A 17,422-nucleotide genomic window follows, 5' to 3' on the forward strand; every position below is an offset into this window, starting at 1 on the left:
TTTGGTGGGCTCTATGCCCACCTTTTTTGATTCGTAGCTAATTAGATATAGACAATCAACAACGCTCAACAGAATTTCTGCGCACTAATGTTGGGCTGAAAATAATAGTTTCATCTTCAACCTGTTCATCACGTGACAGTGCTAAAGCTAAGCGAGCAGCACGTTCAGCCATCATCTCGATTGGATAGCGAACTGTGGTGAGGCGAGGATGAACAAAGCGTGCAATTAAGCCATCATCAAACCCCACCATCGATATCTTACTGGGTACTTCAATGCCGTTTTGATCTAATGCTGACAACGCACCCGCTGCCATATAGTCGTTGTAGGCGACAACGCCAGTCATCTCCAAAGATTTGGTTAACAGATTCGTCATCGCAACTTCACCGCCATCACTGTTTGGCTCACCGTACTCGATATAATTTTTTGATAGCTCAATGCCATGTTCTTTTAGTGCATCCAGATAACCTTGCAGGCGTTCATCTGTATCTTCAATATCCTGAGTTGAGGCGATACAAGCTATTTTTCGATGCCCGTGACGAATCAAATATTCCGTTGCTAAGAATGCGCCTTTGCGGTTATCAAGGGAAATACAACGATTGGCTAACTCGGGAATATTCCGATTGATCAGCACCATGCTTTTTACCTCTTTGGCGTAACCAATCAGTTCTTTATCAGACAGTCCTTTGGAGTGGATGACGATTGCATCACAACGACTATTGATTAGCAATTCCAGGGCTTGGCGCTCATCTTCAGGATTGTGGTAACCGTTACCAATAAGGATATGTTTGCCATTTTCACGCGCGACGTTATCGACTGATTTGACCAGTGTACCGAAGAATGGGTCGGACACATCACTGACTAACACACCCATCGTATCAGTGCTTTGGCTTACCAGTGCACGGGCTGCTGCATTGGGTCGGTAGCCTAACTTGCCCATCGCTTTGGTCACAGCATCGATTGATGATTGACTTGCTTTAGGTGACTTGTTTAACACACGTGAAACGGTTGCGACCGAAACTCGTGCTTCTTTCGCCACATCCTTAATCGTTGCCATATAGAACCTTTAGTGGTTAAAAATTTTAACTGGAAGTATGAAACCCCGTTATGTAACAACTTAAATTAACCAGTAGGTTTGGGTTGTAAGCTTTGGATTTTATCACTTATATTTTAAATAGCTAATGTTGTGGTAGCGTTTACATTATAGTGTCGGTGAAAAGTAAATCTTGATCACTTTTCAGGTATATGAGGTCATGTTAAGTAGAGATAAGTACGAAAAAGAGTGATCAACATTGATGAAATTGCTCGGTGATATTAGCTCTCTATGCAGCTTACAGAAGAGCGCTTCACTAATATTGGTATAAACAGTTTAAATTCTGTACTTTCTATGGATTCCTTGTTGATTAACTTCAGCGAAAGCTTTACAGCTTCGTTTGCCATAACCTGAATCGGGTAACGGATAGTCGTAAGGCGAGGATATATGTAACGCGCGATGTGACCATCATCGAAACCAATTACAGACATATCTTCGGGGATGCGAATGCCATTCTCTTGTAGCAGAGTCATACAGCCTGCAGCCATGTAATCGTTGTAGGTAGCGACGGCAGTGATTGGAAGGTTCTTCGCCACTAGATTCACCATGGCTTGTTCACCACCGGTTTCATCGGGTTCACCATATTCAATATATTCTTCACGGATTTCGAGGCCATTGTCACTCAGAGCGTCCAGATAACCTTCTCGTCTGTCGCGAGCATCTTCAATATCGTGACTGGAGCAAATGTAGCCGATATGCCTGTGACCATTACGAATCAAATGCTCGGTAGCGATGTAAGAGCCTTTACGGTTATCTAATGCAATACAGCGAGAGGCAATCTCCGGAACAATACGGTTGATTAACACCATACCCGGAATTTCCTTTGCTAACTTGCAGAGCTCTGAGTCGCTCATCCCTTTACTGTGAACGACTAAAGACTCACATTGGCTGTTAATCAGCAAGTTTATTGCGTTCCGCTCTTTGGTCGCATCGTGATAGCCACTGCCGATGAGAAGTTGTTTTTCTTGTTCACTAGCGATGGTATCGATGGCTTTAACCATCGTGCCAAAGAAAGGGGCGGAAACGTCGTTGACTAACACACCAATCGCATTCGAAGATTTACTGACCAAAGCTCGAGCATTGGCATTCGGACGATAACCCAGTTTTTCCATTGCTTCTTTCACTGCAACAATGGCAGCTTCACTGGTGTGAGGGGCGTTATTTATAACGCGTGATGCGGTAGCAATCGAAACACCGGCTTCTTTTGCGACGTCTTTAATGGTAGCCATAGGGAACTCAGAATCTTTAATTTCAGCTATTTAACTATGAAGGCAGTAGGAACTCAATTAGTGAGATAAGAATAGTGACGGTGTTTAAAGGTTTTGTACTGATTACGGGGTGATTTGAATAAAAAATCCCCAAACCAGAGTTTGGGGATTGACACGATAAAGGGTCTAGATCGGCTTATTAAGCGGGCTGAAACGATACTCGGTATGCATAGTGATTGTCTGTAAGCTGGAACTCCTTATGTACACTCGGGCTCCAAGAGTCATCACCACCTACACCCATATGTTTATGATCCAGGCGCAGATAAACCTGTTCTTCTTTGTCTATTTCATTGGTGTGCTTCGCTTCTGCCAAAGCGTGCTGTGCATATTGGCTAACGCTAAACTGAAAATCACCAGAAATGATCAGCTCGTTAATTTCTAAATTCCGGGTACCACAGCGCAAGCCACTGTCGGTAGGAAAAATATAAGGTGTGTGCATTTGGTCCAATGTTTGAGTATGAAGACCGAATCGCGCAGCAGCTAAACGATCCGGATAGTTCTCAAACGGACCTAAACCTTGCCACGTTACCGTGGTATTTTGCTCTTGTAGTGGCAATTGCATTTCCAAACCAATACGTGGCATAGGCGGTAAGTTATCCGCTAGTTTAACCTCCACGTCCAGTTGCATTTTGCCATCATTGTTTAGGGTATGAACCCAGGTTGTGATAGCCTGCACGTCTCCATTGAAGTGGTAGGCATAGATAGAGGTCACTTGTACGGTCTGCTCAAGTGTCTCGCTTTGGCAGGAGACACATTCACGTTCCCACTGACCAATACCAGCCATGTCCCATCGGCATATCCAAGCGTTAGGATCGACGTTGTCAACTTCACTGACGCCAATGTCGTTATCCAGCGGCGCACGGAAGAAGTTGTCTTGCGGCGCTGCCAGCATCTGCGCTTTGCCTTCTACTTGCCAATCAACCAGTAAGCCAGTGTGGCGATCCCAGCGCCATTGATACTTCTCGTCTAAGCTAACCACCAAAATTGCGTTATCTTGTTGAATCAAAGACGGAATTAGTTTGGGTTCCAGTTTAGGTATCACCAGACCCGCGTAGTTACGCACAGAAAATTGTTCTGTCGCGCAAACATGACCCGCAGGAGACCATGGTGTCTCTTTGATTAAGGTAATGTCCGTGTTTAAGTGATACACAGCGCCTGCTTTTGGTTCGAAGCTTAGTTCGATTTCCAACAGGGCTTGGCTATTGGCTTCGATATCAAGCTGTGCTGAGCCAGACTTAATCACTTTGCCGTCTTCCAATAGTGACCAGTTCAGCTGTTCATTATCTGTGGAGCGGAAAAGGTTTTCATTGTTGACTAGCAGATTACAACGCTCTTTTGTTTGCTCTTGGAGAGATACTGTGATCATGCGCTGGCAATATTTTGCTTCTTCTAATGTTGGATGCACGGTGCGATCAGGGAATATCAGCCCGTTAATACAAAACTGGCGGTCATTAATTTCATCGCCGAAGTCACCGCCGTATGCCCAGAAGTGCTTGCCATTTTCATCCCATTGACTCAAGCCTTGGTCTACCCAATCCCAGATGAAGCCGCCTTGTAGGCGAGGAAACTCGCGGAAAGCATCCCAGTATTCGTTAAAGCTACCTAAACTGTTGCCCATCGCATGAGCGTATTCACACAAGATAAGAGGACGTGTTTCATTTGGTAATGAAATCCATTTTTTGATCGGCCACTTAGGTACCGCTTCGTCTTCGATTACCGTATTAACACGTGCATACATTGGCGCAATGATGTCGGTAGCCGTAGTATTTGAGCCGCCACCTTCGTACTGGATAGGACGTGATGGGTCGTAGTGCTTAGACCAAGCGTACATGGCGTTATGGTTGCTGCCATGACCAGATTCATTACCCAAAGACCAGATAATGATAGATGCGTGGTTCTTATCGCGCATGACCATTTGCGTGTAGCGGCTCATGTAGGCGTTTGCCCACTGAGGATCGCTCGACAGACGGTTCATCGGCTGCATGCCATGAGTCTCAATGTTTGCTTCATCACATACATATAAGCCGTATTGGTCACACAACTCGTACCAACGAGGGTGGTTCGGGTAGTGGGAAGTACGTACCGCATTAAAGTTATGCTGTTTCATTAAACAGATGTCGCGAACCATGTCTTCCTCGGTCATCACATGTCCGAGCTCTGGGTGATGTTCATGGCGGTTCACGCCGCGAATCAACAGTGGTTGACCATTTAACTTCAGTTGCCCATCGGTGATCTCAACTTTACGGAAACCTACCTGATAGGCTTCGCTTTCCAGATGTGTGCCGTTTTCGTCCAGTAGAGAGACAACAAGGCGATATAGGTTTGGTGTTTCTGCTGTCCACTTTTGCGGATCATTAACGTGCAGGGTTTGAAACACAACGTCATTCCATGAACCGCGCTCGTCAATCCGGCGATTATTTGGCGTGTCGATACGAGGTTTCGTGACGGCTTGCTCGCCATCAAATAACTGAACCTGAACTTGGTATGTGTCTGGCGCTGAAATATGGGTCACGACAGACAAAGAACCATCGCGATAGCAGGCGTCCAGATCCGGAGTGATGAACACATCTTCAATACAGTGTTGTGGTTTAGATAATAAAGTCACATCGCGGAAAATACCGCTTAACCACCACATATCCTGATCTTCTAAGTAACTGCCATCACTCCAGCGGATCACCATGACTGCGAGAGCATTCTCTCCTGCGATCAGATGAGGTGTTAGGTCGAATTCAGCTGGAAGGCGGCTATCTTGGCTGTAGCCAACCCATTTACCGTTACACCATAAATGGAAAGCTGAGTTAACGCCGTCAAAAATGATGCGTTGTGTATTTGTAAGTTCTTCTTCAGTAACAGAAATCGTTGTGCGGTAACATCCGGTTGGGTTGTCTGCTGGTACAAACGGAGGGTTCACCTCAAATGGATATTTGACGTTGGCATAAATAGGCTTGTCGTAACCTTGCATCTGCCAGTTTGAAGGAACAGTAATTTCATCCCAGTGGGTATCATTGAAGTGCGCTTCAATAAACTCTCCGTCGACCTGCTCTGGCGCTTCGAACAGCTTAAACTTCCACTGACCATTGAGTGAATGTCGCTGAGCATGAATATCGTCACGGGCATGGTCAATATTGCGATAGCTAGAAAGCGGGCTATGTGCTTTCAGGCAGTGAATGTTCACTGATTGTGGGTTTTCCCAATCGCGTCGTTGAATAATATCTGAAAATGCCATCATGTTTCCTACTTAATTTTTTATTTCTAATCTTGTTTCACTACGTTAATTGAATTCGTAATGAATAAATCTTTGCTTTTATAATGAGCTATTTAGCTAACTGCTGTACGAGATAGTCTTTTGCTTGGCTCATGCCTTGTTCTTCGGCTTTATTGGCGATTTCTGCTGCTTGTTTTACGTTGTTCACTTCTAGAGCCGAATCAATTTGTTCCCGATAGTAGGACCATACCTGTGGTGACTCTGTTGATGTCGCTTGTGGTACTGACATTTGTGGTTGGGTATCAGGATTCTTCTTGCCGAGTTCTGCCAAGAGTGTCAGTACCGCATTGTTGTCTGACGCACTGGTGGTTACGTCAATCACGCCAAACGGTTGGTATTCCGCCGTGAGAGGCAATTGCTTATTGCCAATAATATTTTGTGAATCTGCGTAGACTTGTTCAGGATGAATGCGGGTTAATTCTTTACCAAACAGGGCATTATCTGACGCGATAACAATGTATTTCGCGCCATTAAGTTGTGGATTGATAGTGACGACTCTCTCAATACGTTCTAATCCACGCATTCCTGTCGTTCGGTAGTCGAAAGTTTCAGCTGAATAGCTGGAAATTAGCTGCCAATTACCATCATAAATGCGAATGTTCGCAGCAAAGAGTGCATTGTTATCAATATAAGATCGAACTAACAGCGAAAAAGGCGTATCCGCTGTAATTCGGTAGCTCGTTACAGGAAGTGCTTGTGATGAAGCGGTTTCTGAACCCGATAAAACCGCGATACTCAATGTTGGCAAATTGGCGTCCATAACCACTTGCTGGTGGAAAGGTGTCGACAATGCCGTCAGAGGTAACGTGTCTAGTGTTGAGCAGCACGCCTGCGTGTTCAAGTCAGTATTAAAGGCTTGCTCTGGTAAGCTACTGCATGCGCCAAGAGACAGTGCTATGAATAGAGTTGCCAACGGTTTTAGTTTCATCGGTTTTGTCCTTTTACGGGGTGAGTAAATCTCTCACCCCATTGCGTTCAAAAATAGTAGCTTTGGTGCATTACCACCATGTTTCGACGTTAAAGCCGAATGTCACTTCATCTACGTCGCTCTTGCTTATGCTTTGTGAGTCGCCATAAACGTCACCGCCGCGGCTCCATTCATCGGTTTTTTCTGAGTATGTTGCGAATAAACGCAGAGATGGACGAGCCCAAACCCCTTTGCCAGCCTGGAACATCTGCGCTAGCGTGACTTTGTACATATCGTTTGTGCCAGCACCGTTTTGTGCTTCTACTGACTCGTAACCCACTTCCAGAGCAGTCGCCATATATTCTGTCCAGCTGTATTGAGGTCGCGTACCTACGCTAAACCACTTTTCGCCTTCGCTGTTATCCAGGTTATTGTCTTGGTAGGCGATGGAATACATCACTTGGAAATCTTCGTTGACGTTCAGATCACCAGAGTTAAAAATGCGCCAGCTGTAACCATCATGTTCGACACCAGTGCTGTATTTACGATTAGAACCGCCTTCCGCACTCATTAAACCGCCCGCAAGCGCGTCAGTGCCGTATTGGAATGCAAATGTGTTTGAACCATAGTTCCAGGCTTGACGATAAAGGGCAGAGAGCATGGCGCCAGAGGTGGTGATGTCACTTTCGTCGTAGCTTGAGTTTTGGGTGAAGACATAATTCAGACCAACGGTAAGATCCGCGCTGTTGCTTAATTCGATGCCACTCAAGCGTGCATCCAGATTGTGTAAACTACGTCCATCTGCACTCGAATTTGGCGCCATCCAGGCAAAATGACCTTTGGCAAAACCGAGATCCCAGTTTTCAATACCGATACCAGTGCTTGAGGTATCCCAGTATTTAATGTCGATCATGTGCACTTCATGACGGCGGTAGAAACGTTCACCCGCCCAGATGGAAGCGTCAGCTTGGCCGTCAAACAGTCCGTAACCGGCTGACCACATTTGGATCACACTCACGTCACCCCAGCTTTCGCCACTGCCCAAGTAAAGAGTGGTATCAAAGTACGCATCACCTTGCTGCCATACGTCAGCTTTTACACCCGCTTCCCACCAATTCAGTTCGTTACCCAAACGGTAGTTACCATAACCTTGGCCTGCGCGAATCACGTCGTTACGTTCGCCTTTACCATCGTTGTGTTCGTCGTTATCGGTGTAGATATTGCCCCATTTGGCGTAGCCAAAGTAAGTCACGTTTTCCACTGCAGCCATACTAGCAAGCGGTGCTAAGGCAAGGGTTAACCCAAGCACTCTTACAAGCGTCTTTTGTTTCATGAAGTGTCTCCATTCTATTTTTATTTATGGATTTATTTTTTTTATTTGAGTCCTAACTCGCGAGCAGTGTAATGAAACTCTGGAAACGTTTTCATGATGAGGTTGGCATTTTTGTTCTGAACAGGGCTTGTTTGTGATTTTGTGTGATTTAGATCGCTTTATTGGATTGGTTTAATGGGGTTTTGACGTGTTTTGTGTGGAATCGTTTACGGGTTGAGGGCGTATTTTGCTTGGGTTGTCAGGAAGGGGGTTGGTGAGTGTAATAGGATGAAAGAGAGCCCAACTGAACTCAATTGGGCATGTGAGACAAGGAAGTATAAACAACAAGTCGTTCGTGGCGTAATGAACACGGCGGCGCGCTGAATTGTCAAGCTGGGATATAAAGTTAGGACCCAAGAGAGACACTTCATTATGAATCTCGAAGCATTAAGAATACGAGTGTCGCTTGATCACTGCAAGAGTTTGAAGGTTTAACTGCGTGGTCTTTAGGCTTATTTTCATATTTGTTTGTAAGTTATATAGAATTTTTTTCTTTAATTATAATTGTTTATTGTGTTTTTCTGTCCAATTTTACAACAATAAAATCTTACATTCTCTTTCTGATTTGAGTTAAACATAAGAGGGTATTAGGCCAAATTACGCTCGCCTCAGTATGAAAAATTTATCTGTAAACGTTTCCATGATTTAGGACTGGCTCACAGATTATTTTGTTCTTTTCATTATGATGCGACGTAAATTTCAGTTTCAAGGTAAGACAAGATGACGGAAAAAACGCTGATTGAGCTAGCAGGTAAACAGACTCAACTGATCGTAGAGTTAGGAGAGTATGCGGAGATCCTGCATTGGGGACAGAAAGTAAGCGGTGATCTGGAAGGTTATCGTGTCACTCTGCAACGCCCGGTACCTTATGGACGTTTAGATAAAGACGTATCCATGACTCTGCATCCTGAGCTTGGTCGCGGAGTGTTCAGTAGCCCTGGGGTGGAAGGTCATCGCGATGGGCAGGATTGGGCGCCCGTATTTGTCATTACCCGAATCGAACCGAGTACAAACTTCATTGCTATCGAGAGTGAAGACACTATTGCTGGCCTGCGCTTAAAGACCATTTTGCAGATGGATGAGCATGATGTGGTCAAGACCCGTCACACGCTAACCAACATCAAAGCGGGGACGTATCATGTCAATCGTCTTTCTAATACACTTCCGTTGCCAGCGAGAGCAAATGAGTTGATGACGTATTACGGACGCTGGGTACATGAGTTCCAGACTGTCCGTCAACCTTTAACTCAGGGGGGGTACCAACAAGAAAACCGTCGCGGTCGTACCTCTCATGAGCATTACCCTGCACTTGTTGCTGGTACGGCTCACTTTGATGAAATGAATGGTGACGTATGGGGATTCCACTTTGCCTGGAGTGGAAACCACAGATTGCGCGCGGATGTGAAAGCTGATGGACGCCGTTACATGCAGGCAGAGGTGATTTATCTACCGGGTGAAGTAGCGCTGGAAGAAGGTGAAAGCGTGACTACGCCTTGGCTGTACGCAAGCCACAGCAGTGCAGGTTTGAATGGCATGAGCCATCACTTCCATTCTCACGTTCGCGATGCGATTTTGCCAAGCAACTTTAGCGACAAGCCTCGTCCGATTCACTTGAATACATGGGAAGGTATTTACTTCGACCATGATCCGCAATACATCATGTCGATGGCCACTCAATCGGCAGAAATGGGGGTAGAGCGATTCATTATTGATGACGGCTGGTTCAAAGGTCGCAATGGCGACAAAGCAGGGTTAGGGGATTGGTTCTTATGTGAATCCAAGTATCCAAATGGTTTGCAACCGATTGTTGACCACGTAAATGTACTAGGTATGGAGTTTGGATTGTGGTTCGAACCAGAAATGATCAACAAAGATTCTGACTTGTACCGCATGCATCCAGATTGGTTACTTGCAGTCGATGGATACGATCAGCCGACAGGTCGCAACCAGTATGTGATTAACCTGCAAAATGATGATGCCTTTAACTTCTTGTTCGAAAGATTGGATCACTTCCTGTCAACTTACAACATTGCTTATATCAAGTGGGACATGAACCGTGAAGTTGTTCAGCCTGGTCACCTTGGTCGAGCGGCAGCGCACAATCAAACTCGACGCTACTATGAGTTAGTGGATAAAGTACGTGAAAGACATCCACAAGTTGAGATCGAATCGTGTGCGGCTGGTGGCGGCCGTATTGATTACGAAGTATTAAAACGTACGCATCGTTTCTGGGCTTCGGACAACAACGATGCGCTTGAACGTCAAACCATTCAACGCGGTATGAGCTACTTCTTCCCACCTGAAGTCATGGGGAGCCATATCGGAGCCAGCCATTGCCATAGCACGCGTCGTCGTCACAGTATTGAGTTTCGTGGGCTAACCGCTCTGTTTGGTCACATGGGCATAGAGCTGGACCCGGTAAAAGAAGAACAACAAGAAAAGCAGGGCTTTGAGCGCTACATCAGGCTACACAAAGTATTGCGTCCGTTGCTGCACAGTGGCAGAACATGGCGAGTACCAACTGATGATAAAGCCCATCAGATTCATGCGGTTGTTTCTGAGGATCAGTCCGAGGCTGTGGTAATGATCGCTCAGCTCGCGATGCCGACCAATTCACTCAGCGGTCATTTACGAGTTCCGGGTTTAGATCCTGAGGGGATATATCGCGTTTCTGTGTTAGATAAGCCTTCGAATTACGATGATATCGTTAATTATCAGCCTCCATGGACAGAGTCGGATTGCGAACTCTCCGGTGATTGGTGTGCCGAAGTGGGATTAACCATGCCTATTTTAGATGCTGAAACTGCGATGTTGGTGAAGTTTGAACGCGTAAACGCATAATACCGCATCGCCAGATCTTAATTTATTTTAAATTTTATTAATTCATGCCGTAGAAACGTAAAGTTTGTGCGGCTTTTTGCGTTCTCTTAAAAACGTATCCATGAGGTTTCTTTATTGTTTGTGTTTATAAGTCATTGATTAACATTTGATAAATTAACTAGTTACCTAAATGAAAAGACAAAATTATTGCTCTATGTCTCATTTTGAAAACTTATCTGTAAACGTTTCCATGAAGTGGTTGTGGATCACAGTAAGGCATTATGTGTGTGAGTAACATTATCACCGAAATATAAATACAATACGTCGACGTTATGGATTCTAGTTAGGGGAATACATGGCAGTACGGCACTAAGGAACGATTATGTCTGATAAAATAACGCTACAGACCAAGGCTTCATACGGTCTTGGTGCACTTGGTAAAGACTTTGCCTGTGCTCCTATCTATATCTTCTTAATGTTTTACTTTACTGATGTGGCAGGTTTGTCTGCAGCATTTGTTGGTACTATCTTTCTGGCGGCTCGTATCGTAGATGCAGTCACCGACCCGATGATGGGCGTGATCGTTGATAACACCCGCTCTCGATTCGGTAAATTCCGCCCATGGATTGTGATCGGCACGTTATTAAACGCGGTTGTGTTGGTTGGTCTTTTCAGTACTCACATGTTTGAAGGTACGGCACTGTATATCTATGCCGCGGCGGCTTACATCTTGTGGGGTCTAACCTACACCATCATGGACATCCCTTATTGGTCAATGATTCCAGCGCTATCTAGCTCTCGCGAGGAACGAGAAAAGTTAGTCGTTTGGCCGCGTTTATTCGCTAGTCTTGCTTGGTTCATCACTGGTACTTATGGCTTACACATTGTGGGTAAGTTAGGTAACGGCAACCAAGGTGATGGTTTCTTTAACGTGGCAATGCTGATTGCGGTACTGTTTGTTATGAGTGCATTCCTGATTGCGCGTAACGTAAAAGAAAAGGCTGCACCTACAAACTCAAAAACTGCAGAAAAATTTAACTTCAAAGATGTGCTGGCCATTATTGGTAAAAACGACCAGTTAAAAGCTCTGATCGGTACGGTTCTTTCATTCCAAATCGCAAACCTTTTGGTTGGTGGCTTTGCAATTTACTACTTCTCTTACGCGTTGGGTGATGCTGAATTGTTCCCCGTGTACATGATGGTAGCAGGTGTGGCTGAAGTTGCTGGTGTATTCTTATTTCCTCGTATCGCAGCGGCTCTTCCACGTAAAAACTTATGGCTCATCGCATGTGGTTTTCCTGTTGTTTCTTGTGTACTACTGCTCGTTATGGGGTTTGTTGCTCCAGCGAATGCGCTCATGATTGGTATGGCTGGTGCTGCGATTAAGTTTGGTGTGGGCATTGCAAACGCACTGCAAACGGTAATGCTGGCTGACGTCGTTGACTATGGTGAGCACAAAACAGGCCGTCGTAGTGAAAGTGTTATTTTCTCAGTACAAACCATGTTGGTGAAATTCGCGGGTGCAGCTGGTGGTTTCATTGTTGGTGTCGGTCTATCGATTGTTGGCTATGTACCAAACGTTGAACAATCAGAAAGCACGATTATGGGGCTTGAATTTATGATGATTGGTTTGCCTGCAATCATGATGATCATCAGCGGTATTATTTATCGACGTTACTACCGCTTACACGAAGGCTTTATTAAAGAAGAGCCTCACTCAAATGGACGCGTTGAAAGTGTTTCAGTAGAAGCTTAGTCTTTTCAAAGTACTGTTGACGAAAAGTTTATAGTTATAACGGGAGGCTATTTAGCCTTCCGTTTCTTTAGATGCGTTATGCCTTTGTTGTAATGACCCATTTGTTAAAATGGAACGAATTAGCAAATATCAAGGCCTGTAGTGGTACGGAGTAGCAGTTTCATTTATATGGCCTCCATTTCTGTTGTTTAGTTTATCCTTGTCGATTAATTAAACTGATTCTAATTAACTGAACGGCAGTCTGCATATCAACCTACGAAGTCTTGGAATTTTCCGCTAAAGAGGATTGCTGGTAATTACGGTGCAGTCTAATCGTGCTCGAACGTAATTTGACTTACATTTTCCGATGTCTGCAAAGTCATCTTAGTATTGTAAGGACTCACTAGCCTCTTGTTGGATGTGAAAGTTGGGAGCTGGTCAAGTTGATTATTTGAATTGATAATAGCTACAACAATCATGACTGACGTGGTTTGGCCCACACTCTAAAATCGCATTTTATTAAAGTCGCCAGCTTTGATTGAACTAAACTCAGGTTATCCGAAGCAGGCAAGGCGAAGACATTTCACAGAAGACATTCCACAGAAGACATTCCACAGAAGACATTCCAACGAGCTAGCTCATTTATGCCCCGTTTCCATTTAGATTTATTACTCAAGCCGAGCCTCGTCATCTATATTTGACCAAATTTCTCTAATGCATCAATATGTGTTTACTTGATTATCCATGTAGCACACTTGCATCTACTTATTCAGTGGCTAATCAACCCAACGAATGGTCGGCGTGTTTAGCAAACGTAAAGAGCAGGTATTCAAGCCACATTATGAGTTTTCAGTGGATAAAGATACGGGGGTTATCAAAACCAGCTTGTACTGCGCTAGCCAGCTAATGCGAGCATTAAAAGGCGTAGCCTTAGCAGGTCAACAGTTCATCACAAGAGTCTTTCAGTGGCAGGTATCTTCAAGCGTTCGCTTTGCTCTTTACCTTGGAGTTCTGTGAATAACTGTATTTTTAACTAAAAACCCAATGAATTAACCAAAAATGATTTACTTTGCAATTTAGGAAACCATCAGTTGCGAGCGATGATATTGCGGATATATAGTGGTCTCGAGCGGGTTGACGCTGAGGAGGCTAAAGCATGTCCAAAGTAACAAAAATGCGTAACGAAGATAAGCTCGTCAAGAAAGCATTAGAAGTGGGTTCTAAGCTAGCAAAAATGCAAGGTTTTGAACTACCTCAACACTCCCAACCGACTCTAGCGAAAGCTGTGTACCTGTTCTTGGTTGAAGCTAAGCAAATCACACCATTACCAGCAGACAAGTTGGACGGTGCGAACATTAAGAAACGCTTAGCCATATGGATTCACAATGCATTGCCAGATGGTGATCCCCTAAAATAATGATTTCAAATCATTTATGCCTCAAAGTTTGCTAGAGCTGTCAGTTTCAATAGTACCTTCCGTTGCTCTTTGGCTTAACTTATCTAATACTGCCATATGAGACAAAATACTTATAAAGTGGTTTTCTATTAGAGTATTAATTGAGGATTGTGATGAAAGGTCAAATAGTAAAGTGGGACGATTCAAAAGGTTATGGGTTTATATCTGCTTTGGATTGTGAACATAGAGTTTTTTTCCATGTGTCCTCGGTAGAGAGTATAAATCGTCGCCCAAAACTTAATGACCATGTGACTTTTGATTTGAGTAAAGATAATCAAGGTCGCATAAACGCTAAGAATGTGTACATTGAAGGTGTACATGGCGTACCTATAACCATTCTATTCAGTTCTATTTTTCTGGTTGTCCTTGCCGCATCTATATTTGCTTTTGACGGTGAGATGTTTCTGTTACCGTTGTATTTAGTCGCGAGCCTATTCACTTATCTTATGTTTGCATGGGACAAACAAGCGGCTCTGAGTGGGAATTGGAGAACATCTGAAAATACTCTTCATCTCCTTTCTCTAATCGGTGGGTGGCCTGGAGCGTTGTGGGCACAATACCTATTGCGACACAAATCAAGAAAGCAACCATTTAAATCGATACTATGGGCAACAATAGTTTTTAATATCTGTGTACTCATTGGCTTGTTCACGACTTCTGGAAGAGAGTTTATTCAAACTTCTTTGGCTAGTCTATAAAGTCGCTTGAAATCGAAAATGCCCCATTGTGGTTTAGTGTTGAAACTCCAAGTTACGCAGGTAATGCGTATTCGTATTGCCTAAAGTAATACGAAGAAGTCTAAAAGCCAGCATTTCTAAAATTATGAACTATCTTGCAATCTAACCTCTCAATCTGTCATTAACCTATTTGACTCTCTCTGGTTGAAGTTCGTCATGAACCTGTGGTTCTGTCTGAGCATAGGGACACAAAGAGTGGTTTTCAGTATAATTAATGATTATTGAAAATGTATTTATTAATAATTATTGGTTTCTAATTATGCTCAATCCTATTTGGCTTAACACTTTTAAAACATTGGTCGATGTTGGACACTTCACCAAAACGGCCGAGTTACTCCACATGACGCAACCAGGGGTAAGCCAGCACATAAATAAATTAGAAGCTGCATGCGGTTATCCTCTGATAAAGAGATTTAACAAGAAGTTTGAGTTAACCATCTATGGGCGTAAAGTTTACGATTATGCTGTCAAACACTTTGAAGAAGAGTTTGAGTTATTACAGAACTTGGCACACGATGAACCTTTCCGAGGCCGCTGTACTATTGGCTGTTCGGGAACTTTCGCTTGGTTGATTTATTCAGAGTTACTTTCTTTGCAAGCGAGTTATCCAGACTTATCCATTGAGTTAGAAGCAACACCAAACAAACGTATATTTGAGCAGATACTGCAGGGAAAATTGGATATAGGTCTAGTGACAAAAGAGCCTAACCCTAAATATTTCGCGAGCCGTATTGTTGGTGCGGAGTACCTTGCTCTTGTGCTGCCGCTTTCCGCAGACGAAAGCTTGCCGATAAATGAAATGTTAATGGAGTTGGGAGTAGTTCGTCATCCAGATTTGGCTCACTATTTCCAAACTTATGTTGATCAAGCGAATAATGATTTGCTTCGTTTGGTCGATTTAGAGGATGTTTCGACACAAAGCTACATTAACCAAGTGCATCAAATATTGGTTCCTATTGCTAAGGGGATCGGTTTTACGGTGGTGCCTCGATGGTGCGTCAACCTGTTCGCAGACAAAGAACAGCTAAAAATATTCGATATTACCGCTGATATACAAGAGCCTGTTTACTTGATTAGCAAACTTAATTCACCACTTGCTAGGCGTTATGAGCAGATCATTAAAGTTATCGAGAACTCTTTTGAAATAGTTTGATGAGAGTTAAGAGCAATTATTCAGAAGAGATTAGCTTTTTTGGCCTTATATCTGACCTAGGAATGAATACAAAAAAGGTTGGCATCAAAGCCAACCTTTTGCTTTACGTTTTTACTTATTCATAGTCTGAAGCGTAAGTGTCTTCGTAAGAGTGTGAGTAGAACTCAAACAGGTTGCCAAACGGGTCTTCTAGGTAAACCATTTGTGCTTGTTTTAGCTCGTCTTCTGGATGGTAACGCATAATGTCCATACGAACTTTACCGCCATACTCTTCAACACGCTTGATTGCGGTATCAAACTGTTCTTTTGGTAGCTGTAAGCAGAAGTGGAAGATACCTAGGCGAGAGAAGTCTACTTCATGACGTTCTTGACGATCTTTCATCTCAAACAGTTCAACACCGATACCATCTGTTGTTACTAGGTGTGCAATATTGAAGCCTTTGAAGCCCTCACCAAAAACAGCAATACACATGCGCCCAATCGCAGACTCTCGTTCTTCAATCACTTTAGTGTTGTTCATTACAATGCGAAGACCTAGCGCTTTAGTATAGAACTCAACCGCTTTGTCCATATCACCAACCATGATACCTACGTGATTCATTTTCATAATTTGCTCCCAATACCTTTCATTTTGTAACTATCGTTTTAATAGAAAGGAGTATATGGCGGCATTTTTTAATATAAAATTATCATTATTTATTAAAATAATAATTTTGTATTATAACAAAGGTAAGGTGTTACATATACGACCTCAGTGCGATCTAGGCTTGCACGAAAATGACCAGGGGTATTTCATACATCCCGCCGGACTGCGATCCAAACTGCAACAGTTGTAGTTGATAGCCAGACTTTATGTTGACCAATAGCGCCTATGAGGAGGTCAACATGAGAAAGTTATCTTCCGGAAAATGTAGCGGTATAAAAAGGCCATTTAAGCTTGAAGAAATCTGGCGAATCAGGACCAGGCTTGAGCTTGAGAACGACCTGATGCAGCTTGCTCTGCTAAACCTAGCCATTGATAGTAAGTTGAGAGCGAGTGATTTACTAAAACTGCACGTATACGATGTTTCATCGCAAGGAGTGATTTACGAAAGGGTTCAATGCATCCAGCAAAAAACGGGCACTGATGTACACTATGAAATCACTCCTCGAACACAGCAAAGTATCAGTCGCTGGATCTACTCCGCATCCCTAGAAGCAAGTAGCTTTTTGTTTCCAAGTTGTCGCCGTAAAGGGCAGCCCATTAGCTACTCATTTTATCGTTCGATTATAAGGAACTGGGCTGCAAAACTGGGATTGAATGCTGGCTATTACGGCACTCATTCCATGCGCCGCACCAAAGCCACTTTAATCTATGCCAGAACGAAAAACATCAGGGCCGTACAGATCTTACTTGGACATTCGAAGCTAGATAACACAATTCGATACCTTAGCGTTGAGCTAGAAGACGCTCTGAGGTTGTCTGAGAAAACAGACTGCTGACAGACAGGAGCTGTTACAGGCTTTTCTTCTGAAAAGCCTGTGCCCCAAAATTGCTTTTGGTAAGTTGTGGTAAACGATTTACCACAACTTACCACAATTTGATATTTTGGTGAAAAATTCACCAAAGAGCGTATCAG

General features: G+C 43.7%; 13 protein-coding genes. 7 read left to right on the top strand and 6 right to left on the bottom strand.

The features are described from left to right. Positions 1-55: 55 nt before the first annotated feature. From DBX26_RS22825 to DBX26_RS22845, 5 genes are all read right to left on the bottom strand, one after another. Positions 56-1,054, bottom strand: coding sequence for a substrate-binding domain-containing protein (locus tag DBX26_RS22825; RefSeq protein ID WP_118120994.1), 999 nt, complete (start codon positions 1,052-1,054; stop codon positions 56-58). Between the two features lie 257 nt (positions 1,055-1,311). Then, positions 1,312-2,319: a substrate-binding domain-containing protein gene (locus DBX26_RS22830; protein ID WP_118120995.1), complete on the bottom strand. Its 1,008-nt coding sequence runs from the start codon at positions 2,317-2,319 to the stop codon at positions 1,312-1,314. A 178-nt stretch (positions 2,320-2,497) separates the two neighbouring features. Then, positions 2,498-5,587 (bottom strand): beta-galactosidase, encoded by a 3,090-nt coding sequence (locus DBX26_RS22835; protein ID WP_118120996.1) that lies wholly within the window; start codon positions 5,585-5,587, stop codon positions 2,498-2,500. An 85-nt stretch (positions 5,588-5,672) separates the two neighbouring features. Then, the gene (locus DBX26_RS22840; RefSeq protein WP_118120997.1) at positions 5,673-6,551 is read right to left on the bottom strand and encodes a MalM family protein; all 879 of its coding nucleotides are present in this window, start codon (positions 6,549-6,551) and stop codon (positions 5,673-5,675) included. Positions 6,552-6,621: 70 nt separating this feature from the next. Beyond that, a complete protein-coding gene (locus DBX26_RS22845) occupies positions 6,622-7,863 on the bottom strand; it encodes a carbohydrate porin (protein WP_118120998.1) in 1,242 nt (413 codons plus the stop codon). Positions 7,864-8,622: 759 nt separating this feature from the next. On the opposite strand from DBX26_RS22845, the gene DBX26_RS22850 reads away from it, so the two are divergent. The 6 genes from DBX26_RS22850 (at position 8,623) to DBX26_RS22875 (ending at position 15,803) form a co-directional block, all read left to right on the top strand. Then, positions 8,623-10,743: an alpha-galactosidase gene (locus tag DBX26_RS22850; RefSeq protein WP_118120999.1), complete on the top strand. Its 2,121-nt coding sequence runs from the start codon at positions 8,623-8,625 to the stop codon at positions 10,741-10,743. Between the two features lie 361 nt (positions 10,744-11,104). Beyond that, positions 11,105-12,478, top strand: coding sequence for a melibiose:sodium transporter MelB (gene melB, locus DBX26_RS22855; RefSeq protein WP_118121000.1), 1,374 nt, complete (start codon positions 11,105-11,107; stop codon positions 12,476-12,478). Positions 12,479-13,258: 780 nt separating this feature from the next. Next, a complete protein-coding gene (locus DBX26_RS22860) occupies positions 13,259-13,474 on the top strand; it encodes a hypothetical protein (protein WP_254063569.1) in 216 nt (71 codons plus the stop codon). Positions 13,475-13,613: 139 nt separating this feature from the next. After that, positions 13,614-13,874, top strand: coding sequence for a DUF5062 family protein (locus DBX26_RS22865; RefSeq protein ID WP_020335235.1), 261 nt, complete (start codon positions 13,614-13,616; stop codon positions 13,872-13,874). A 152-nt stretch (positions 13,875-14,026) separates the two neighbouring features. Then, complete coding sequence (locus DBX26_RS22870; RefSeq protein ID WP_118121001.1) at positions 14,027-14,611, top strand: cold shock and DUF1294 domain-containing protein; 585 nt, start codon at positions 14,027-14,029, stop codon at positions 14,609-14,611. A 253-nt stretch (positions 14,612-14,864) separates the two neighbouring features. Then, positions 14,865-15,803: a LysR family transcriptional regulator gene (locus DBX26_RS22875; RefSeq protein WP_118121002.1), complete on the top strand. Its 939-nt coding sequence runs from the start codon at positions 14,865-14,867 to the stop codon at positions 15,801-15,803. Between the two features lie 115 nt (positions 15,804-15,918). Here the strand turns inward: DBX26_RS22875 and DBX26_RS22880 are convergent, their stop codons facing one another. After that, entirely contained in the window at positions 15,919-16,410 is a 492-nt protein-coding gene (locus DBX26_RS22880) for a VOC family protein (protein WP_065303750.1), read from the bottom strand. A gap of 278 nt (positions 16,411-16,688) precedes the next feature. Here DBX26_RS22880 and DBX26_RS22885 point away from each other — a divergent pair, with 278 nt between their 5' ends. Continuing rightward, entirely contained in the window at positions 16,689-17,285 is a 597-nt protein-coding gene (locus DBX26_RS22885; RefSeq protein ID WP_118121003.1) for a tyrosine-type recombinase/integrase, read from the top strand. Positions 17,286-17,422: the final 137 nt, after the last annotated feature.

The sequence above is a fragment of the Vibrio sp. dhg genome (assembly GCF_003443775.1).
GTDB classification, from domain to species: Bacteria; Pseudomonadota; Gammaproteobacteria; order Enterobacterales; family Vibrionaceae; genus Vibrio; species Vibrio natriegens.